The following is a 22,971-nucleotide window of genomic DNA, read 5'->3' on the forward strand; positions in this document are numbered from 1 at the left end:
TATTTCAGAAAATATATCGATGTAATTAATATCTGCAAGCAGCAAAATAGCGAAGAGAGAATAATTTTTCTTTTTGAAGTTTCTTGATAGTAAAAAATCAAGCTGAATTTTCAATAAATAATTTATGGATTCTACTCTTGTCCTTAAATTATCTAATCTCTTATCTATTATCCAAAAATTTCACTAACAATTAGATATCTAAATTAACGGAGAACTCCAAGAACATGAATATTGAGAATACAGGCATACTTTTCCTTGATTCCTCCGTTAACAACTATGAAATATTGCTGAAAAGTGTTGTATCAGGAATTGAGGTAATAGTTCTTGAATCGAGGCAAGATGGGGTAGAGCAAATTACTCAAACACTTTTACAACGCCCCAGAGTTGAAAGTGTCCACATTGTTTCTCATGGTTCTCCCGGTTGCCTCTACCTGGGTAATACGCAACTCAGTCTCAGCAGTTTAGAACGCTATACCCAAAAGCTAGAAACTTGGTTCTCTCCATCTCTAATACTCTACGGCTGTAACGTCGCAGTTGGAGATGCAGGAGAGGAATTTTTACATAAGTTGCACCAATTGACAGGAGCAAATATTGCTGCTTCTACTACACCAACAGGGAATGCGGCATTAGGAGGAGATTGGAATTTACAGGTTCAAGTCGGCAAAGATTTTTCAATGCCAGATCCTATAGCTTTGGCATTTCGACAAGAGACACTTTCGAGTTATATGGGAATACTTGCCCCTGGAAACCTCGATAGTACCTTTGGCGTTGGTGGTAAAGTTATTACAAATATTGGTGGTAGTGACACAGCTTATGCTGTTGCGATTCAAGCGGATGGCAAGATTGTAGTAGTAGGAGAAACCTACAATAGCAATGGTGACTTTGCGGTGGCTCGCTATAATCTAGATGGTAGCCTCGATAGCAGCTTTGGGAATAGCGGCAAGGCGATCGCAGATTTTGCTAACCAAACCGATAGGGCTTACGACGTTAGCATTCAGCCAGATGGTAAAATTTTAATCGCTGGAATTACATTCAATGGTAACCAAACTGATGCTGCTCTTGTACGCTACAACTCTAATGGCAGCTTAGATACCAGCTTTGGCAATGGCGGAAAAGTTGTTACAAACTTTGAGGGTAAAAACGAATGGATACAAAGCATTGCCGTCCAGTCAGACGGCAAAATTGTTGTGGGAGGATATGTTAGCCCGAATGACGGTTCCATGAGTACTGCTCCCAATAATGACTTTGCCCTGATACGTTACAACTCAGACGGTAGTCTGGATACTAGCTTTGGTGATGGGGGTAGGGTTATTACCTCAATGAGCAACGGCCAAGAATTTATAGCAAGTATCTTGATTCAGCCAGACGGTAAGGTTGTAGTCACTGGCAGTGGCATGAACATTAATGGCAACAATAATTTTATCTTGGCACGTTACAACTCCAATGGCAGTATAGATACTAATTTTGGTAGTAACGGTAAAGTAATCACAGACTTTCCTGGCACAGATGACTTTGCAGATAGTGTTGCTCTCCAATCTGATGGCAAAATTGTTGTGGCCGGATCTACTGGAAACATTGGTGCTAATGCAGATTTTGCTCTAGCACGGTATAACTCTGATGGCACTCTGGACGCTAATTTTGGTAATGGCGGTAAGGTTGTTACAGATTTAGGCAGCAGCCTTGATGTTGGCCAAAGTTTGGCTATTTTGCAGAATGGCAAAATTGTTGTGTCTGGGTTTGCTCAAAACAGCGATCGCCGTGATTTTGCTTTAACTGTCTACAACTCCAATGGCAGCTTAGATACCAGCTTTGGCAATAGCGGTAAAGTCATAACTCCTGTTAGCAGTAGTTATTTTCAAAACACGGCGGTTGCCGTTCAGTCTGACGGTAAAATTGTGGTTACAGGAAGTGACAACGGTAATTTTGTTGTAACACGTTACGAGGCACCCTCTAGCAATCTTCCTACTCCTTTGAATTTACCTTATTACCAACTAGCAACAAGCGACTTTCTCCAAGACTGGTCAAATACTAATTTGATTACTACGGATGATGATTGGAGTAATTTACCTAACATTAGGGGTTTTCGAGGTGATGGTTTAGTTACTAGCACGGGTGTTAACCCACAAACAGTACTAGCTGATGCTTCTGCAACTCCTGTTGATGTGAATGCTAATCAAACTAATCCAAGTACTTATACGAATAGTGGAATTACGGAATTCGCATTGAGCAACCCAACTGTTGCCCTCAGAGGCTCATCAACTGCTACAGCGCCGAATTTAGTTATTTATTTAGATGCTACTGGACGGCAGAATGTTCTACTTTATTTCACCCTACGTGACATAGATACCTCAACACGCAATGCGATTCAATCTGTTGCTGTACAATACCGCGTTGGGGAAACAGGAGATTTCATAAATCTGCCAACAGCTTTTGTACCCGATGCTTCTAATAACGCTTCAACTTTAGTGTCTTCTGACGCACGGGAAGCACGCCTAATTGTTTTATTGCCACCCGAAGCTACCAATCAAGCAAAAGTCCAAGTTCGCTTTATTACTACTGATGCGAATGGAGAAGATGAGTGGATTGGGGTTGATGATATCAAGGTTAGCAGTGCCGCTATTGGCACTAATCAGCCACCAATAGTTAAAAACGATACTTATTTTGTAGCGGCAAACACACAATTACAGACTGCTGCTGCGATTACATCGCTGACTTTAGATAGCGATCGCGGTAACTATATCGGTCAAAGTGATTACTATAGCTATAGTCCCACTCCAAATAAGATTAGCGCTGTCCGTGCCTACCCCACAAATTATAGTAAGAATAATGCTATCCGAATTAGTTTCTCTGGTATTAGCGATTCGTGGGATCTTTCATTTGCAGCTCCATTTAATGCTCCACTGACAGCAGGCACTACATACACAGGTGCGGCGCGTTTTCCATTCCAAGCCTCTAATCAACCTGGTTTAGATGTCAGTGGTAATGGACGAGGCTATAACAGTCTAACAGGTCAGTTTACAGTCAACCAAATCACCTACGGTTCTGGCGACGAAATTCTCAACTTTGATGCCACCTTCCAAGAATACGGTGATGGCGACCCTGCCAGCGAAAGCTTCAAAGGCCGCATTCAATACCGCGCTACCCCTAACAATTTAGTTGCTGGTGTATTAACCAATGACTCAGATATTGAAAATACGCCACTGAAAACAACTTTAGTGTCTGGGCCAAACAACGGTAGCCTTGTTTTTAATTCTGATGGGTCTTTTACTTATACTCCTAATGCTGGCTTTCAAGGTGTTGATACATTTAGCTATAAAGCTAATGATGCGATCGCAGATTCTAATATTGCCACAGTAACCTTAAATGTTGGTAATCAAGCGCCTACAGTCACTTTGCCCAGCACAAACCCCACTTACTTTGAAAATGCACCTGGCATCTTCATCGACCCTTATGCAACTGTCGCAGACCTTGATTCTCTAAACTTCGATTCAGGTAAATTAACTGTTCGCTTGAGTAATGGCGGTACTCCTGATGACCGTTTTGCTATTCAAAACAGCCCGACAAATAAAATTGAATACTTTGGTACAAATGTTTTTTACAATACTAGTTTAATTGGTAATTACACTGGTGGTATCGGCATCCAAGATTTAGTAATCAACCTCAACTATAATGCTACGCCTACTGGCGTCCAAGCCTTGATACGCAGTATTAATTACGCCAATGTCTCTGAAAATCCCTCCACTACTCCCCGTCTTGTCAGCTTTGTATTGACTGATGGTGATGGCGGTACTAGTGCCACAGTTTCCAAGACGATTAATCTTACCGCTATCAATGATTCTCCGACAATCAGTTTGCCAGGAACTAATCCCACCTACACTGAAAATGACCTTGGTATCTTCATTGACGCTGGTGCAACCGTCCTAGACCCTGATTCCCAAGATTTAGATTCAGGTAAATTAACTGTTCAATTCAGTAATGGTGGAAGTGCTGACGATCGCCTCGTTATCCAAAGCAACACAACAAATAAAATTGAAGTCAACGATACAACCATTTTGTACAATAGTAGCTTCATCGCTACTTTCAGTGGCGGTATTGGCGCTCAAGACTTGGTAATCAACTTTACCTCTAAAGCTACGCCTGCTGCTATCCAAGCCTTGATACGCAGCATTAATTACGCCAATGTCTCTGACAATCCCTCCACTACTCCCCGTATTGTCAGCTTTGTGTTGACTGATGGTGATGGCGGTACTAGTGGTACTGTCTTGAAGACGATTAATATTACTGCTGTCAACGATTCTCCGACAATCAGTTTGCCAGGAACTAATCCCACGTACACTGAAAATGACCCTGCTATCTTCATTGACCCTGGTGCAACCGTCCTAGACCCTGATTCCCAAGATTTAGATTCAGGTAAATTAACTGTTCAATTCAGTAATGGTGGAAGTGCTGACGATCGCCTCATTATCCAAAGCAACACAACAAATAAAATCGAAGTCAACGACACAAGTATTTTGTACGATACTAGCTTGATCGCTACTTTCAGTGGCGGTATTGGCACTCAAGACTTGGTAATCAACTTTAACTCTAAAGCTACACCTGCTGCTATCCAAGCCTTGATACGCAGTATTACTTATGCCAACATCTCTGAGAATCCCTCCACTACTGCCCGTACTATCAGCTTTGTGTTGACTGATGGTGATGGCGGTACTAGTGCCATAGTTTCTAAGACGATTAACTTGACTGCTGTCAACGATGCCCCAGTTGTTACTGCAAATCAAAGCTTCAGCATTAAGGAAAATAGCAGTAATAACACGGTGGTTGGTACTGTAGTTGCTACCGATATCGAGGGAACTACCTCATTTTCCAACTGGACAATTATTGATGGCAATCTTGACCTCGATGGAGATGGGAAAGCTGCTTTTAGCATCAACCCCACTTCTGGACAAATTACTGTTAGCGATCGCGATGACCTTGATTTTGAGAGCAATCCTAAGTTTAAATTACAGGTTAGTGTCAGTGATGGCACTGATACGAGTACCAAACAAGCGATCGCTGTCAATCTGAATGATGTCAGCGAAAAGACCATCTATGGTACGTCTTCAGGCAATAGGCTAAATGGCGGTACAACTGATGATACTATCTACGGCTATGCAGGAAACGACTATCTTTACGGTCAGGATGGTAACGATCGCCTGATTGCTGGTGCTGGCAATGACTACCTTTATGGCGGTAAAGGCGATGATATTATCGACGGTGGTGATGGCATTGATTACGTAAATGAATCAGCTGATGTCAACTTTACCTTAACTAACACTCAACTTAGCGGTTTAGGTAGTGATAGCCTGATCGATATTGAACGGGTAACATTGACAGGTGGCATTAGTAAAAATACCTTAGATGCTTCATCATTCACCGTTGCTAGTGTCTATCTTTATGGTGGTAATGGTAATGATAGTCTCTTAGGCGGGAGTAAAAATGATTACCTGTACGGTCAGAATGACAGCGATCGCCTGATTGGTAATGCTGGCAATGACTACCTTTATGGTGGTGCAGGTGATGACATCCTGATTGGCGGTGCTGGCAACGATTTAGTCTATGGACAAACAGGTGCAGATATTTTTGTTCTCGCATCAGGAAACGGCAGTGATACCATCTTTGATTTTAAGGATGGCATCGACAAACTTGGTTTATTCGGCGGTTTAACTTATGGGGCTTTAACTATCTCTGCAAGTAGTAATAAGACTTCTATTCGGATTACTTCCACAAATGAGACATTAGCCATTTTGAGTGGCATCAATCCCAGCTTGATTACAGAGAGTGATTTTATACCAGTTCTCTAAAATCTGCATCCTCGTGTTCCGGCATGATTATTTTGGAATGGAGTTTAAGCGATCGCCTCCAGAAATTCTAGAGGAAAACTCCTAAATCAAATCCACTTCCCCACACCCTACAGATAAGCACTATCTATGTTTATCTGTAGGTATCGGTGTTAATGGTACTAACAATGTGACAATTTGGGTTTGGATATTAGGCGATCAACTTTGTGTAAAACAAGCAGCTTTAGAAACTTGTTTTCATCAAGAGAATGTACCTGTAATTTTTATCAAGTCCTTGCGTCATGTTCAACCCAATCGTAGTTTATGGCAAGGTACTAAAATAATTCGTAGTTCGTAATTCGTAATTCGTAATTACATGATTTTAGACTAATACCCTTGAGATCAAATATTTTGCCTATCGATTACGCATATAGCATCGGTGAGAGGTTAAGGTAGCTGCACTTTTGTCATTTATTGTTAACCTCTCATCGATGATTGCCACTGCCCAACAGCCTTCCATCATGCGTATGTTATATAGGCAAAAACTTTCGATCTATAGCTTCAGAAACTTACTTTGCTGTGAAATTAGCTATAATGCCACCAGCTTCGAGCGAACACGTAAAAAGTGTACCAGTTTCATTATTCCCATCAGGCCCATCAAATACAGAAAGGGTACCAAGATTCAGGGTTTGCCAAACTTTTGGCCCAGAAGTAGTATTAACTAGAGAACTAAATGCGGCACCATTTCCAACACCATTAATCGAAATTGCTTGACACGAGCTATTATTTCCATTAATTCTGACTGACGTTGGGTGAGAACCTGGTGATAGTTGCAGAGTTCCTACCACTTGAACACTGTAACTACAGTTATTGATAATTCCCCCATAACTCGAAGTGCTTAAACATGAATTGTCTTGGGGATAGGAATTCTTCATAGTAGCTCCTGGCCCCGTTACTGCCAAAGCTTGGTTTGCCACTAAGCTTATAACTCCAGCCAACATACTCACCAAATAACCTTTTATAAAAAACCGCATTATTCTTAACTCCAATTTTGTAACTTATTTCAGTTTCATAATTGAATTTACCTAAGAATTAAGCACGTTTTTGACAAAGTTCTTCTGTCGTTACAATACTTTTTCATAACTTTTTCATATAATATTTAAGCTGTCAAAGACTTTAAAAATAATGATAATCAAAAAGAGGCAAAGAAGTGCGATCTACACTCGAATCCTGTTCCTCTTTCTCACAAGATTATCATTTTCATTAAGCTTATTTTGAGTATTTTAACTCATTGACAAAATATGCTTTATTTTAAACTCTCAAGGATACGCTTGTAGAGACGTTGTATTGCAACATCTCTACACACCAGTAAATACTACAAATAACCTTAACTAAGCGGTGAAAAACAAGAGTTTCTGAGAGTTCTTGCCTAATTCATGGCTTAGTTAAGGGAATTTAGCGCGATTTCATTCAACTACTGTTACCGAAGCCCCTTCGTTTGATGGAGGTATACCGGGTAATTCAAGACAGTATCCAGCACCATATACTGTTTTGATATAGCGGGGATGACGAGGATCGGGTTCTAGCTTGGTTCTCAAGTGGCGAATATGCACTCGAATCGTTTCTATGTCATCATCAGGATCGTAGCCCCAAACTTCTCTGAGGATTTCGCTAGGAGAAACTGTTTGACCGTGGCGTTGCAATAAGCAGTGAAGTAACTCAAATTCCAAGTGAGTCAATTTCACCGTCTCGTTGAACCATATTGCCTCAAATCTTTCGGGAACGAGGGTGAGTGAGCCATAGTTGAGAATTTCACTATGTTTTGCGGCTTGGGGAATGCGGTCAGTCCGCCGCAAAAGTGCCCGCACTCGCGCCAGCAGTTCTTCAACTTCAAAAGGCTTGGTGAGGTAGTCATCTGCGCCAGCATTGAAGCCTTCCACCTTGTCCTGAGTTTGGCTCAAAGCCGTCAACATTAACACGGGAATCTCAGAGGTGCGATCGTCGCGACGCAGGCGTTGGCAAACGGTAAACCCATCTACTCTGGGCAACATCAAATCGAGCATGATCAAGTCTGGTTGCAGCTGGAGGGCCAGCGCTTGACCTTTGATACCGTCTTCAGCTTGACTAACATCGTAGCCAGCCATTTCCAAGTTGACGGCAACTAGTTCTGAAATCGCTGGGTCATCGTCTATGACAAGAATCCTCGGCATTCTTAAAAAATTATTACTACTTATTAAGGATAATTAACAACCTTTGATAGATACAAAGATTTTTGAATCGATTCTAAAAAAGTTTTTAAATCTTACATAAATATTAAGATTAAATGACTGTGAAATCAAGACTCAATTACATGAAATCTTATAGTCTATGATGTGTTATACTCCCCCCTACAATCCGTCTTGGTTTTTACAAAACGGTGCGATCATGACTGTATACACCGCTTTGTGGGGAAAACGTTACTGGGAAAGTACTACTCTCTTACCAGAACCTTCTTATCACGAGAAAATTTTTATTGGTGGCCAAGGTGTGCCAATTTTTGGCTTGGTTGCCATTCCTGAAAATGCTCATAGCACGATTATCGGTACTTATGGCATTACTGGAGAGCTAGAGACAGAATGGTTTTTGAGAGTGTTAGCGCGTAAAGCCTACGCTCAAGGATACGCTGTGGTGTTATTTGATTGGCGGGCCCATGGCAAAACTGCCGAGTTGTCCCCGACTCTCACCTCTGATGGTTTGTATGAGGGAGAAGATTTTGTTCGCATCGCTGCTGGTGCAAAGGCAATGGGATGTCCGGGTAAATTTTGGTTTACAGGATATTCTTTAGGAGGACAGTTGGCGTTATGGGCGGTGAAAGTTGCTCTTGAGGTGATTAAGGAGCATGAAGATTTAGGATTAGAAGATAGCGATATTGGCGGTGGTATGGTGATTTGTCCGAGTTTGGATTCGGAGCGATCGCTATCTTATCTAGTTACAAAGCCCTTCGGCAGATATTTGGAAGCAGGGATTGCCCAAAATTTAAAAAAACTGGCATGGCGGATACATGATGCTCATCCTGGAAGCCTTGAACCAGAAGCGATTGAACGGGCGAACAGTATCTGGGGTTTTGATAATGAACTGGTAATTAACCGACTAGGTTTTCCTTCTGTGGAAGCATATTACCAAGCGAGTAGTGCTTTACAAATATTGCCGCAAATCTCGAAACCGACTTTGATTTTATATGCTGCCGATGATCCACTTTTTGACCCAAGTATCATACCGGAATTAGAAGAAGCGTGCGATCGCAATCCTGCAATAGATTTGTTGCTCACTCAGTACGGCGGACATGTTGGCTATTTGAGCAGTAAAGAGTGTCAGCGTCAAGTACAAGATTCTGACCCTTGGTGGGCATGGAATCGGGTTTTACAATGGTTGGAGGAAAAGCGTAATTCATAATACTTACCTTTGGCAAGAAACAAGCTAAGTAATTTGTAATTAAGATTCATAAGAAGTGGGGTACAAGCAAATCCTAGTTTGATTGTATTTAAAATCTATGTCTTGCCATATATGCTTGCCTACTATTATTAGCGTCTTATTCTGTCTATCAACATCCTTTAATTATGTTTATTTCTAATGTTTTTACGCCAAGTAATTACTGGGTTTTCAAAACATAAAAACCCTATTGCTGAAAGAAATGTAGAAAATAATAGCATTAGCAAAATCCATTTTAAGTTCCACTGTATTCCTAGTGTCTCGAACTCAAAAATAACCAAATAATGAGATAAAAATAATCCGTAGGATAGATTGCCTAAAAAGTCATCAAAATATGTTCTTTTAATTTTTATTAATAAAGGTAGAATGATAATTCCTAATATTAATCCTATCAATACTTCTCGATTGTAGGGCAATATTAAGGAAGGATAGAAAAAAGTTGTTGCCAATAATAAACAAGAAAAAACTAATGTATACTTTACTGGCTGATTTGTAGATATATTGTTATTCTTATGTAAAAAACTACCACAAAAAAACATAAATATTGTTCCAAATATTAATCTATAACCAAAATAATCTGTATTAATAATTCCTAAATAAGCTATCAGAAAAACTATATATGATAATAAAAAAAACACCTTTTCTAATTTATATATTAATAAAAATGGAATTAAGATATAAAAACATCCTTCAAGACCCAGCGACCATGCAGGTGGAATAATCATGAATTTGTCTCCTACCCAAGGAGTCATATAAAACCCCATAGGTAGGATCAAAAGATTTTGTAATAATCCAATTACTGTAGGTTGAATAAGAAAATGGGATTTTAATCCAAAGATAGAATAAATAATTAAAACTGCTATTAGATTAAATAAATACTGCGGATAAATTCTCAAAATTCTATCGAGATAGAACCAAACAATTTTGTTAGGAGCAAAATAATTTTTAGAGATCAAGGCTGTCATTACATATCCGCTTATAACAAAGAATGATATTACCGCTATCACTCCGGGATTTAAGCCATTTATAAGTACTCCTGCATGACTTATCGCGACAAAGATTGATAACAGGAAACGATAGATTCCCATTAGACATCTCCAAAACTAAAATTACTTAGTGTTATTCTAGTATGATTAGTAAATAGTTTATTTTATAACATAAGTCAATTATTCAATTACATAGAAAAAACACGAAAGCCAGCAAGTATTTGATTGGGCTGGAGTATAAATAGCTTGGCTCTAACGCTCACTTTATGCTAAAGTACTACTTTTTACTTTCCCGAATTACAATGTCAACACCAACAAAGAACCTACTCAAAGTTAATCTCACAGCCAATTCAAAATTTAATTATGAACTACGAATTACGAATTACGAATTATTATGACCGCTCATAATATCTGGCAACCTGCACTGACAGATTTAACTCTATTACAGGATGAGATTCATGTCTGGCGCATAGACCTTGACCAACCAGAATCACAATTGCAAAATTTAGCAGCAACTCTTTCCAGTGATGAAACAGCTCGTGCTGAACGGTTCTATTTTCAGGAACATCGGCAGCGTTTCATTGCTGGTCGCGGTATTCTCAGAACTATATTAGGGCGCTACTTGGGTATCAAGCCATCACAAGTAGAGTTTAATTATCAACAGCGTGGCAAACCAGTATTAGCAGATGTATTTGGTGATAGTGGGCTGGCGTTTAACTTATCTCATTCCCAAGGGTTGGGTTTGTGTGCGGTGAATTGTACCCACCCAATTGGTGTAGACCTAGAATATATTCGCCCGATGTCTGATTTGGAAGCTCTTGCCAAACGGTTTTTTTTACCGAGAGAATATGAGATGTTGCGATCGCTATCTCTCAACCAACAGCAAGAGGTATTTTTCCGTTACTGGACTTGTAAGGAAGCTTATTTAAAGGCAACTGGAGACGGACTATCCCAGTTAGAGCAAATTGAAGTATCGCTGACTCCCACAGAACCAGCCAAATTACAAATATCTGAAGACTGGAGTCTTTTTGAACTAATACCTGCTAACAATTATGTTGCTGCTGTTGCTGTAGAGAATTTTGGCTGGAACTTAAAATGCTGGCAATATTAGTCATTAGTCATTAGTCATTTTTCCCCAATGCCCAATGCCCCATGCCCAACGCCCCTACTTATCTTCCTGCATATTTCTCACAATTTTTGTCACCAGTTTTCTAGGCACAAATCTGACGCTTTTTGCAAGTAGTTTATTCATAAAACCGGGAATAACAATGGTTTTGCCCTTCATTAAGCCGTGAAAACCAATTTCGGCTACTGTTTTTGCATCCATCATCCTCTTACCCTTGAGCAACTTAGAGTCAGCCATCCCGGTTCGCTCATGAAAAGCAGATGCAGTTGAGCCTGGGCAAAGAACTGTCACAGTGACACCTGTACCTTCTAATTCATTAGCGATCGCTTCCGAAAAAGATAAGATATAAGCTTTAGTAGCAAAATAAACCGCCATCAAAGGCCCTGGTTGAAAAGCAGCAGCCGAGGCAACGTTTAATATTTTACCTTCACCTTGCTTTACCATGTGTTTCACAAATAGCTTGGTTAAATGGGTGAGGCACACCAAATTGACCTGTAGCATTTCCAATTCAGTATCTAGGTCTGTTTCGTGAAATAATCCATAGATACCAAATCCAGCATTATTTACCAGCACATCAACATTAATATCGGCGAGTTGCAACTCCGTGAAAATTTCTTCAGGAGCTGTTGATATAGATAAATCCTTAACAATAGCCTTGACAAAAATTCCAAATTCTTTTTGGAATTTGACTGCAATTTCTACAAGCTTTGGCCCATTTCTGTCTACTAATACCAGATTGTAACCATGAGCAGCAAAAATACATGCTAATTCGTAGCCAATTCCACCGGCGGCTCCAGTAATAAGAGCAGTTTTTTTGCTCTGTCTTTGATGTGTTGTGTTCATGTAAGAATGTTAGTGAATTCAATTTGATGATGAAGCTGCGTTGCATTTACAGTCGTTCTCGTTCTACAATTAAGTACGCGTAATATCTCAACTGACGAGAAATGTCTTGAGTGATTACCCTTTCAAATGCTTGTGTGATGCCTTGGATAGATGTAGCAGTCCAAACGCCAATTTAGGATTTATGCAGCGAATAAGTTGAGCATTAAAGAAGTTCGGTTATTTCAAATTACTAGTGCTGGCTTTTGATTACTCACAAAAGCCAGCAGGTAAAATCAAACTTTTATGCCCGACACTAACCATTCTATCCTCGATTGCTTCTGTCAAGGGGTGAATACTAAAAATTTACATGATTGAGCATAAAAAAACAGGGCAATTATATTGCCACTGTTGGTATATAAGTTGTTGCTGGCATCTGAAATATTAACTATTCAGCAGTACTGAGTTTTAAAAAACATCGACTAAATAAACTTGTTTTGTTGTAGTTGTAGGGTGTGTTATGGCTTCCGTAACGCAGCGAAAGTATTCGGGATAGTGCGTTACGTTCCTAACACATCCTACGCAAGCTATGAACTCCTAAGCGATATTCAAGAAACCGCTTTGAATCAAGTAAGCTGTATAAGTCATAAACAATTGAGAGTCAATGGCAGGACAAGCAATAGAGCTACCTGCTAGTGCATGAAGAGTGTCTTGGCAGCTAATATGAGGTCTTCTAGCTTGTAAATACAAATCAGGAATAGTCAGTTGTTCATCAGACCAGCGTTCCAGTAAAAATGGCCGCAGAGTGTATAAAGGATTGTCAGCAGAAGTGACATTATTGATTAACTCTGATTGCCATTTTTCGTAAGGAATCATCTCAACTGAATAACCAAAAGAGCGTATCCACTCAACTAGCATTTTCAAAGCGGCAGGTTGGGGATGTTGTAAATTGAAAGCCTTACCTATGGATTCTTTTTGGCGTGATAGATAAACGATCGCTTTACTTACATAGTCAACAGGTGACATATCCAACATATAATCTACATCAGGGAAATATCCCATTTGTAGACAGCCTTTAGTCATCAGATTGATAAAGTCATGTGTGTTACAAATGCCTGTTTTGCTATCACCGGAAATCAGTGGCGGTCTATGAATAGTTACAGGCAGTCCACGGTCACGAGCAATTTTGACTAACTTTTCAGCTACCCATTTTGTTTGTGAGTAACCAAGATAAATGCCTTCCCAATGATTGAATTCATCCTGCTCTTTGACAACCTTACCAGCATAAGCAGTGGATTCAAAAACAGCAACACTAGAAACGTAATGTACAGGCTTGACTTTAATTTGACAAGCCAATCTCAAAACTTCTTGAGTGCCTAAAACATTGGCTGCTTTCAGTGCTGAGTATGGAAAAACATAATTCAATAAAGCAGCACTATGATAAATAGTATCAATATTGGCAGCTAAAATTTGAAACTGTTCCGAACCAATACCTAACAATGGCTGAGATAAATCGCCGACAATGGGAATAATTCTGGAGGTAAATTCTTCTTGCCAAATTGCATACTGTTCCAGATTCTTTTGGAGTTTGCTTTTGCCTTCTTCGGCATTAGCAGCACGCACTAAGCAATAGATATCCGCATTAGTTTCTTGTAGCAATTCCCGGATGATAAAGGCTCCTAAAAAGCCTGTTCCGCCAGTTAAAAAGATGTTCTTGGGTTCATCCACAAGCACATTCGATGCAGCACCAGGATGGATGGTAGGATCAAGAACAGCCTCAGCACCTAAATCTAGAACAGAGGGTGGAGTGTTGGCATTAGAGGCTACTACCTTTGTATCTTGAACTGGTAAACCTTCTTGCACTTCTTCAGCTAAACGCTGTGAAAGAGCTTCAATATTTGGATAATGCCACAGAAGCAGCGGAGATGGTTGAAATCCTAGTAACTTTTCTAAGTTACTGACTAGAATCATTGCTTGGGCTGAATCCAAGCCATAGTTTTCTAAATGTTCTTTGATATCTATTTCATCAGTTGCAACTCCTAACAACTTAGCTAAGTTAGATACCAAAAATATTTGAATATCGTCTGCGGTGAAAGACTGTTTTATAGTCATTTTTAAATCTCCAACAATGATGTAGAACGAACAGGGTGATATTGACTGTAATAATCGGAAGCTTGCAGTCCTTGAATTTTCAAATTTTGGACACGGTACAAAAAGGCTGCACCAGTCATAATTTGATTAGCAACATCAACTACACCACGATTATTTGGTTCAGATAGGTAAGAACCGCGTACCCAGTCATTGAAACCGCCCATTGCCGGGCCACACCAAATTTGATAATCGACTTCTCTACCTTTTTCACCAGAACTCGACCAGCGAGAAGATAATCCTAGATACCAGCGGAAAATCAACGCCATTTTTAGTTTAGGATTATTGACTGCTTTCCCAAGTTTCTCAGGATTCTTTTGGGATAAATAAGTCGCAGTTCCTTCCCATACTTCGGCAATAGTTTTGCGAAAAACTTGCTTTTCTAATTTCTCTCTTTCTGCAAGAGGGATGCTTTCGATGGAATCATAAGCGCGATAGAGTTCAAATAATTTCTGCGCTCGCATGGGGAACATTGTACCCCGTTTGAGAACTTGCAATTTGACTCCCATTTCAAACATATCTGCTGCTGGGGCCATTATCATATCAGCCATTTCTGCTTGGGCTAGTAACTTTTTGGTATGTTCACAAGCCCCAGATTCAACACATGACTGATTAATGGAACCGGTCATTACATAAGCAGCACCCATCATAAAGGCTGCTAATGCTGATTGTGGTGTTCCAATTCCTCCTGCTACGCCAATTCTAATGGGTGTTTGGTAATGATATTGGGCTTGAATTTCATCCCGCAAGGCAATAATAGAAGGTAACACACAAACCAAGGGACGGTTATCTGTATGACCTCCAGAATCAGCCTCGACGGTAATATCATCAGCCATCGGAACTTTAGCTGCAAGGGTTGCTTGTAACTCAGTAATTAGCCCTTGTTCAAGAAGTTCTTTAATTATTCTGGCTGGTGCTGGTTGCAGAAATTTAGTCGCAACTTCTCGGCGAGAAATTTTGGCAATGATTTTATTTTTGATTTCAATTTGATTGGCGTTATTTAATCCCAATCCAGCAAGACGGTAATAAACAATGTTGGGGGTCAAGTCGAGAAATGCAGAGGCTTCTACTGTTCTCACTTGATATTTGAGGTATAAATCTACAGCCCGGCGTTCAATCGCAGGTTCGTTAGGACTGTGAATTAAATTAAATGCGTAAGGCCCTTGAGGTAAAGCTTCTTGAATACGATTTATGGCTGCTTCCAAACGTTCTGGAGTTAAACCACCTGCACCAAAGGAACTCAAAATTTGCTCTTTTCCTAGTGCAATGACCATTTCTTCAGAAGCAATTCCGCCAGCCATTGCGCCGGTAACGTAGGCATATTTCACTCCATAAGAGGAGAGAAAAGTAGGATCTCCAAACTGTTGAATGTGGATTGGGGCTGCAAATGTTAGCAGTTCTACTTGTGCTGTTGTGCCATTATCACCAGGAGATAAATACCCCTCATTAGTGACACCGATTTTTCCGGCAACTTTTACGATGTAGCAGGGTTTATTTAACACCATCAATTTATCTTTGATGGTTTGTTTCTCGAAAGATACAGTTTCTAAAGAACCTTTCCAAACCTGGTTTTTGTTATAAGACCAAGAAGAGAAATTAAGGCCATTATCGTGTTTACTTAGTACCGTATCTACGGTTGTCACGGCAGTTATCCCTCGGATTACAAACAATGGATGATAAAGTTAAAGGGTGTAGACTCTGTTAACGAACCGCAGAGGCGCAGAGGGCACAGAGTAAGAGACTAATACCAATTCTCTCGGAGATGTACGTAATAATTTTTAAACGAACCGCAAAGGACGCAAAGGGCGCGAAGCAAGAGAAGGTTTAGAGAGAATTGGTATGAGATATTAAGATTCGTCGTTAAGCAAGTTTTGGGCGCAAGCTAGTTGCAATTGAATGATTTCGCTCATTTGCTGACTGTAATCTTGTCTAGCTTGTAAGAAGGCAGTGTGTGCTTTAGTTATCTTTGAATTATTAGCATTGAGCTTTTGATACTGGGTCTTATTTAAATCGAACATGCTGATGATGCTACTAATTTTTTGAGTTCTGACGCGTGGGGAGGAAAGAGAAGTTGGCTGTCTAATTGCGCTTGACTCAGAAGATTGTAATTGTTCTTTCGGTTCAAAAACGTTATCAATGATATTTTTCGGTTTTACTTCTTCTGACAGAGGCAAGATGTTATAGGAATGACTTTCTTCTTGGGTTATGTGGTTGGAAGTGTTAAGATAATCTGTGATTTCAGATTGTTGGACATTAGGTATATCTGGATGCTGTATTTTGAAGCGATCGCTCCTAAGCTCACCAGCGAAATCTTTAACAAGGTTACGATTATCTTCGCTCAAAATTGTAGCAGCGATCGCTTTTCCACCCAAGGTAACTGTTCTCAATGTTGCTTTATTTGAATTAGCCGTTTCTTGAGCTTTACTATACAGTGGTGATAAATCTACATTCACCTGATGACTGAGTAATTTTGCTAATGCTTTGACCATCGAAGCATGGTCATCCATCCCTCTACGATTCAGAGAAACTGTGATATGTTCTTTGTTTCCGAGGATTTTATCAATCCATCGTGAACAAACACTACCAGCGCCCGCTTCTAGGAATATTTTCACCCCATCATCGTATACACGATTAACTAATTGCGGAAAATCAAGTTCTTGGCACAATCCTTTGGCGATGTTGTGAGCGATTGCATCTCTTTCGAGTGCAACTGGTTGATAATCGGCGGCAGAATAAAACACAATCCCAGGAAAATTTTGTGATGGTAAGCTGTTTACCTTCTTGATTTCCTCGAACTGCGATCGCATCGCTTCACAATGTATCACATGGTCGAAGGGAGCAGGGAAAGAATTACAACCTAAAGTTGCTATCACTCGCTTACAGGCTGCATCGTCACCAGCAATTAATACTTCTTCTGGTGTGTTGATTTGAGTTAAGTAGACGTGATTCTCATGTTTCAGGCATTCTCGCACTTGAGATGGAGTAGCCATGAGAACATAGGTATTCCAAAAATTGTTGTTTGGTGAATCTGTTAATCCCCAATATTCACGCACAGCATTTTTAGGGCCAGATAACTTATCGCCAAATAAAGGTGATGAGTTTAAGGTATTACTTCCGCCCTCAAAATCACTCCAAACTCCTTGGGCAACCATCATACTAGTTTCACCCAAGCTATACCCAAATACGGATTGCGGCTTGACTTTAAAATCATCTCGGAAAATTGCTGTCATGTATCTAGCAAAGGCAATTTCACTTTCAAACATTGCCAGCGAATCATCTAACAATTGCTTTTCGAGAGTTTCTAATTGTCTAGTTGTCAATTTAGGTAAACTTCTGGGGTAAACTAACTTTTCGACATCGGCAGCCCGATTGTAGAGATTGTTACTTTTTAAATCCTCAAAAACTTTCGGAAATAAGCGGAAGACGGTGCGACCAATGCCGATATAAGAATTAACTGCTGCGGGATAAACGTAAGCAACTGCTCCAGTTTTACCCAATGGTTTCGCTGTGAAATAACTACCTAGTGGTGTTTGCCAATCTGTACCATTTTCAAAGGCATTGTTTACACCTTTGCGGGCAGATTCAATTTCTTTGAGTAAATCTTTTGTGTTACGTCCTGTAATTGATAAGACGTATTTTGGATCAGATTGCTGTTGAAAGGTGGCAAATGTTTCGCTGGCGGTAGCTGATAAAGAAGAACTAGCTTCGATGGATTTTTGGAGATGGTTTAGTATATCGGGTATAGTGGAGCGATCGCTAACTGCGATAGGAAACAGATGAAAAGGCATTTGTTGCAAATATCTGTTGTCGCGTTCCTCTTGGCTGGGTTCCTCCGATAAGATTAAATGGGCGTAACTCCCATCTATACCCATGCTATTAATTGCTGCTATTCTGCGTGTGCCGCCTTTATCGACAAACCAAGGTCTTGATTCCATCGCCACATAGAAAGGACTACCTTCCCATACTTGCGGTGTTTTGACACCAGACCATTTGGGAGTGGCGGGAATATACCTGTAATAAAGACAGAGAGCGGTTTTGATTAAGCTAGCAATTCCCGATGCTGTATAGGTGTGGCCGATATTGGATTTAACACTACCTAACGCACAGTGCAAACCATTGCCCACTTTCGGATAAGCTTGCAGTAAACCTGTGATTTCGGCTTCATCCTCCTGGGGAACGCCACTACCGAAAACTTCCACATAGTTAACTTCTGTGGGTTGAATCTCCGCCATCTCGAAAGCTTGTTTGCAGACATCACTGATAGCTGAAGCATCAGGTTTTACCAAAGCGTCACTCAAAGTAGAATTACCTTGTGCAAAACTCATGGCATCAATTACTGCATAGATGCGTTCATTATCTTCCTTAGCAGCTTTGTAGCGTTTGAGGACAACTGCACCCGCACCTTCGCCAACCGTCCAACCATTGGCTTGTTGGTCGTAACCCAAGGTATTTACACCCGTATTAATTGGGGCAAATTGGCTGCGGAACAAGACATTTTCCACACCACCGGCTAAATCTACTGCACCCACAACGACTGCATCAACTTCTCCCGTAGCGAGTAGCATTTGGGCAATTTCCAAGGCTTTGAGGGCAGAATTTTCGCCAGCGCTGACGGTGAATGCAGGGCCAGTGAAATTCCACAAAGCAGAAATCCGACTCGCCATGATGTTGGCGATGTGACTTACATATTCGCCGATTTCTACTGGTTGGTGAATGCTATCTTTAACAATGGTTTCCAGTTGGGAAAGCTGTTCAGCAGGTAGAGAAATTCCTTGGTTGAGTAAGCCATCCTTAACTTGCCAAGACAAATTCCATCTTTGCTGTAGCTGATGCACAGAGAATTCTGTCTCGGCGGCGACAATCACAGCCACATTGCCACCTTCCTGTAGTTTCGCATCTTTGACGGCGCGATCGCTAACTTTCAGAAGCAACAATTGTTGTGGGTTTAACTTCTCGATTTCATTTGGTGGGATTTTGCACGATAAAGTATCGATTTCAAAATCCTTGATATATGCCCCTACTGGTGCTTTCCCGTCTGTTAAACCGTACTCTTTCAGAACACTTTCTTGATTTTCTATCCCATGCCATCTTTGAGGCGGTAGGGAAGTAAAATGCTGTGTTCCATCATAAATACTGCGTTCAAAAGCATCCAAACCATTGCAGTTACCAAAAAAGGCATCCATGCCGACAATAGCGACTTTGGTAGGTGGAACAGGTGGAATTGATTCAACTGATTCTGCTGTATTTCCTTGTTCTAAAATCAGATGAGAATTAGTGCCACCAAAACCAAAAGCACTAATAGCTGCCCGTTTAATTGGTGCGTTATTACTAGGCCATGCTGTAGCTGTTCTAACAATTTTATCGGCGGAAATTGTACCATTCTCTGATGTTAAAGGTTCAGAAACGTTCATGGTTGCTGGAATTACACCATGAGACATACTCAAAATCACTTTAGTCAAGCCAACCATGCCAGCAGCAGTTAGCAAGTGACCAGTATTTGCTTTGGCAGAACCCACCAGAGGCGCAGCTTGATTTTGACTAAAAAATGTTTCGATGGAGTTGAATTCGGTTGTATCTCCTAGTAATGTGCCAGTGGCGTGACACTCTAGATAATCGATGCTTTTTGGACTAAAATTTGCCTCATTATAGGCTCGTTCAAAAGCTAAGGTTTGTCCTTTAGGATTAGGACTGAGTAAGTGCTTACCTTTGCCATCATTCGATAGTCCATTACCGCAGATAGTGGCGAGAATATTATCACCATCTCTAACGGCATCAGAATATCTCTTCAGCATTACCATCCCAACACCATCGGCGGGAATTAGCCCTCTAGATGATTTATCTAAGGGACGACTGATGCCGTTTTCTGCATACCCTTGAACACCGGAAAATAACATCCGCACGAATAGCGAATCTGCACAACTGATGGCTCCAGCTAACATGACATCAGCTTTGTGTGACCATAAGTAATGAGATGCTAGTTTAATCGCATAAAATGATGATGAACAAGCAGCATCCAGACATAAATTAATCTGGGATAGAGAGAGAGCTTGAGCTACGATAGATGCTGGTAAACCAGATATCATCGCATTGTATAAAGATGCTTTAGTTGCACTTGGGACAGCTAAATTAAAGTCTTCATCCTGCAAAAGTTCTCTGACAGCAGGATTAATAGCTTGCTGGTAAATTGGAGAAAATAATTGATTAGATAATTTTGTCGGGAATGACAAATTACCTAAAATTACGCCACATTTTGACAGAACAGTTTGATTACCCCAATAACCACTTTGTTCAATTGCTTGTTTAGCGGCATATAATGACCATTTGAAGGTGTTATCTAAACTAGCAACAAATTCTGATGGTAGATTGTATTCAGATGGATTAAACTGGAAGTCGCGGATGTATCCGCCTTTGAGGGAATAGGTTTTGTCTGGTGTACCTTTGACTGGATTGTGAAAAATTGTCGGATCTACTCCGATTTCTTCGACGGTTGCAGAGGATGTCGAATCTTTTTGATGAACGATATTCTGCCAGTATTCTTCAGGATTCTTTGCATCGGGGAATAGGCATGATAATGCGATGATGGCTATTTTTTCCACGATTTATATGCTCCGAGTTTGGGTATTTAGCAAGAGATAATTAAAAGGCAGGATTTACGCTGTTCCCCAAACTTTAAACGAGGCAAGTTATAGCAATCCTAAGATTTTGATAGTTTGTAGTAAGCACTTTAGTGCTTATATTAAGAAGGACTAAAGTCCTTACTACAAACTTTGAATTTGAGAGATTACTAGCTTCTGAGCATTTTCATTGACCAAATAATGGCATGAGCGCCGAGCATTCGTGAGTATATTTTACCTTGGCGGTCGTGTATGATAAAGTTTGCGATCGCACTACTTGGTGTCTTAGCTAATACTTCACAAGAAACGTAAAATGTTTCGTTATGTGGTATCATTTCAAATTGTTCAAATTTTTCTACTTTCCCAGGTAAACAACCTTCTTCATGAAAGTGTTGTGTCCAAATCCATAAAGCGTGCATACTCAAGTCAGTCGTGTAAGGATTTACCCATTGGACAGGGAATTGTCCTTGTTGCTGTGCGGTGAGTTCTGGCCAAAGACATTCTGTTGTGATTTTTTCAGGACTGATGTTTAAAACTCTTTTGACTTCTTGAAAAGCAGGGCCATGAAATAATGTAGCCCCACCATTTTGGTAAAAAGCTTTTCCTGTAGCGGTGATAATATTATCTTCTTCGAGATTGAGAGATTCATAAGTGGGTACATCTGGGATTTCTCGCTGGAGATTGAGTTGGGCGCTAAAATGAAACTGGATTCTACCTTGTGGGTTTTTACTCGAAATTTTGGCTTTAAGTTCGATTCTTTCAAGATTAACTTTAGAAATTTCTTCTATCTCTAAAAAATGTTCCTTTGCTAATGTCTCATTGAAAGTAATCCCCTTCAAAACTTTGAAATCTTGGTAATTAAACAATCTGTAACCGGGATATAATTGTTCACAAGCATTGATAATCCAGGTCATTGCACAAGTTGCTGGTAAAACTGGAGAACCAGCAATAGTGTGATCGTGTAAAAATGGATTAGCCTCCAATGTCATTTGGCGGCGAATACGATAGGTTCGTAGTTCTGAATCTAGTTCTGTAGCCATTGGAACTAATGGGCTACCAATAACAACTTGTGCGGTTGCATGGTTGCTATTACCCATTTCTTTCACAAGCATTTGTGCCCCGACTGCAATCGGAATTATATCAATTTTTCGCTCTTGAAAAATTTTCTTTAATTCTGCTGTCACCATGCCACTATCCCAAGCGCCCCAGTTGATAGCGACTACGTGACATGAGGGATAAGTTTGCTTAAATATATGGGCTGATTTGTTCAGAATTTCATTTGCGATCGCATAATCAGATTGTCCAGGATTTCCGTAAAAGCCTGTTACTGAAGAGAACAAAACTAAATGCTGAAGTTGATTAGGGTTGACGCAAGTTAGCAGGTTTTCTAATCCCTGAACTTTAGCGGTGTAAACTTTTTCAAAATCCTCTTCTGTTTTCTTTTCAATTAACTTATCAGCTAAGTTTCCAGCGCCGTGGATGATTCCGGTAATTGGGCCGAGATGTTGTACAGCAGTGGCAAGTTTTTCTTGTAAAGCTGGCGTATCTGTGACATCGACGCTGATATATTCTGCTTTAGCTCCGGTTTTTTCAATTGCTGCTAAAGTCTTTTTAATTTCCCGGCTGGAGGTAATTTTGTTATATATTTTTTGCACATTCATGGGTGTGGGCTTCTCTCCTTGAGAAAGAAGATTTTCCATGATGCATTTTTTCAATGCGGAATCATCAGAGTTTTGAGCAAAATCTGGCTCGGTTTCTAATAGTTCGGAGCGACCGAGGAGGATGAATTTGCAGGGTTGCTGTTGGGCTAATCTGATAGTACACTCAGCCGTAATCCCTTTTGCACCGCCGCTCACGACAAAGACAGATGATGGACTAAGCTGGGCTGTTTGTGTCATAAATCCTCGTGAATACCTGCATAATTTTGGTTTTTTCTTCCTCTGTGTCCTCTGCGCCTCTGCGGTTTTTTTTTAAACGAACCACAGAGACGCAGA

General features: G+C 40.4%; 12 protein-coding genes. 4 read left to right on the forward strand and 8 right to left on the reverse strand.

The window, feature by feature from the left end; genetic code table 11:
• Window positions 1-224 precede the first annotated feature (224 nt).
• On the forward strand, window positions 225-5,840 hold the full coding sequence (locus tag V7L01_RS19235) for a DUF4347 domain-containing protein (RefSeq protein WP_335037394.1): 5,616 nt from the start codon (window positions 225-227) through the stop codon (window positions 5,838-5,840).
• Between the two features lie 166 nt (window positions 5,841-6,006).
• Complete coding sequence (locus tag V7L01_RS19240; protein ID WP_335037395.1) at window positions 6,007-6,174, forward strand: hypothetical protein; 168 nt, start codon at window positions 6,007-6,009, stop codon at window positions 6,172-6,174.
• A gap of 211 nt (window positions 6,175-6,385) precedes the next feature.
• On the opposite strand, the gene V7L01_RS19245 is transcribed toward V7L01_RS19240, so the two are convergent.
• The gene (locus V7L01_RS19245; protein ID WP_335037397.1) at window positions 6,386-6,850 is read right to left on the reverse strand and encodes a hypothetical protein; all 465 of its coding nucleotides are present in this window, start codon (window positions 6,848-6,850) and stop codon (window positions 6,386-6,388) included.
• Window positions 6,851-7,282: 432 nt separating this feature from the next.
• Window positions 7,283-8,026 (reverse strand): response regulator transcription factor, encoded by a 744-nt coding sequence (locus V7L01_RS19250; RefSeq protein ID WP_104905330.1) that lies wholly within the window; start codon window positions 8,024-8,026, stop codon window positions 7,283-7,285.
• Between the two features lie 157 nt (window positions 8,027-8,183).
• Between V7L01_RS19250 and V7L01_RS19255 the strand changes: the two genes are divergently transcribed.
• Window positions 8,184-9,248 (forward strand): YheT family hydrolase, encoded by a 1,065-nt coding sequence (locus tag V7L01_RS19255; protein WP_335037399.1) that lies wholly within the window; start codon window positions 8,184-8,186, stop codon window positions 9,246-9,248.
• Between the two features lie 158 nt (window positions 9,249-9,406).
• On the opposite strand, the gene V7L01_RS19260 is transcribed toward V7L01_RS19255, so the two are convergent.
• Complete coding sequence (locus tag V7L01_RS19260) at window positions 9,407-10,372, reverse strand: acyltransferase family protein (RefSeq protein WP_335037401.1); 966 nt, start codon at window positions 10,370-10,372, stop codon at window positions 9,407-9,409.
• A gap of 292 nt (window positions 10,373-10,664) precedes the next feature.
• Here V7L01_RS19260 and hetI point away from each other — a divergent pair, with 292 nt between their 5' ends.
• Window positions 10,665-11,381 (forward strand): 4'-phosphopantetheinyl transferase HetI, encoded by a 717-nt coding sequence (gene hetI, locus V7L01_RS19265; RefSeq protein ID WP_335037403.1) that lies wholly within the window; start codon window positions 10,665-10,667, stop codon window positions 11,379-11,381.
• Window positions 11,382-11,435: 54 nt separating this feature from the next.
• Here hetI and V7L01_RS19270 read toward each other — a convergent pair whose 3' ends face one another.
• The 5 genes from V7L01_RS19270 to V7L01_RS19290 all read right to left on the reverse strand — a co-directional run bounded on the left by V7L01_RS19270 (window position 11,436) and on the right by V7L01_RS19290 (window position 22,875).
• Entirely contained in the window at window positions 11,436-12,239 is an 804-nt protein-coding gene (locus V7L01_RS19270) for an SDR family NAD(P)-dependent oxidoreductase (RefSeq protein ID WP_335037405.1), read from the reverse strand.
• A 573-nt stretch (window positions 12,240-12,812) separates the two neighbouring features.
• Complete coding sequence (locus V7L01_RS19275) at window positions 12,813-14,327, reverse strand: thioester reductase domain-containing protein (RefSeq protein WP_335037407.1); 1,515 nt, start codon at window positions 14,325-14,327, stop codon at window positions 12,813-12,815.
• 2 nt (window positions 14,328-14,329) lie between these two features.
• Window positions 14,330-16,006 (reverse strand): PfaD family polyunsaturated fatty acid/polyketide biosynthesis protein, encoded by a 1,677-nt coding sequence (locus V7L01_RS19280; RefSeq protein ID WP_335037408.1) that lies wholly within the window; start codon window positions 16,004-16,006, stop codon window positions 14,330-14,332.
• Between the two features lie 204 nt (window positions 16,007-16,210).
• Window positions 16,211-20,959, reverse strand: a complete 4,749-nt coding sequence (locus V7L01_RS19285; RefSeq protein WP_335037409.1) for a PfaB family protein — start codon at window positions 20,957-20,959, stop codon at window positions 16,211-16,213.
• Between the two features lie 188 nt (window positions 20,960-21,147).
• On the reverse strand, window positions 21,148-22,875 hold the full coding sequence (locus V7L01_RS19290) for an SDR family NAD(P)-dependent oxidoreductase (RefSeq protein ID WP_335037410.1): 1,728 nt from the start codon (window positions 22,873-22,875) through the stop codon (window positions 21,148-21,150).
• Window positions 22,876-22,971 lie beyond the last annotated feature (96 nt).

Origin of the sequence: Nostoc sp. (genome assembly GCF_036917095.1) — a bacterium.
Lineage (GTDB): Bacteria > Cyanobacteriota > Cyanobacteriia > Cyanobacteriales > Nostocaceae > Nostoc.

Bases quoted from the DNA above. Each gene is read 5' to 3' on its own strand.
- V7L01_RS19235 (WP_335037394.1), top strand. From the start codon at position 225: ATGAATATTGAGAATACAGGCATACTTTTCCTTGATTCCTCCGTTAAC.
- V7L01_RS19245 (WP_335037397.1), bottom strand. From the start codon at position 6,850: ATGCGGTTTTTTATAAAAGGTTATTTGGTGAGTATGTTGGCTGGAGTT.
- V7L01_RS19250 (WP_104905330.1), bottom strand. From the start codon at position 8,026: ATGCCGAGGATTCTTGTCATAGACGATGACCCAGCGATTTCAGAACTA.
- V7L01_RS19255 (WP_335037399.1), top strand. From the start codon at position 8,184: ATGATGTGTTATACTCCCCCCTACAATCCGTCTTGGTTTTTACAAAAC.
- V7L01_RS19260 (WP_335037401.1), bottom strand. From the start codon at position 10,372: ATGGGAATCTATCGTTTCCTGTTATCAATCTTTGTCGCGATAAGTCAT.
- hetI (WP_335037403.1), top strand. From the start codon at position 10,665: ATGACCGCTCATAATATCTGGCAACCTGCACTGACAGATTTAACTCTA.
- V7L01_RS19270 (WP_335037405.1), bottom strand. From the start codon at position 12,239: ATGAACACAACACATCAAAGACAGAGCAAAAAAACTGCTCTTATTACT.
- V7L01_RS19275 (WP_335037407.1), bottom strand. From the start codon at position 14,327: ATGACTATAAAACAGTCTTTCACCGCAGACGATATTCAAATATTTTTG.
- V7L01_RS19290 (WP_335037410.1), bottom strand. From the start codon at position 22,875: ATGACACAAACAGCCCAGCTTAGTCCATCATCTGTCTTTGTCGTGAGC.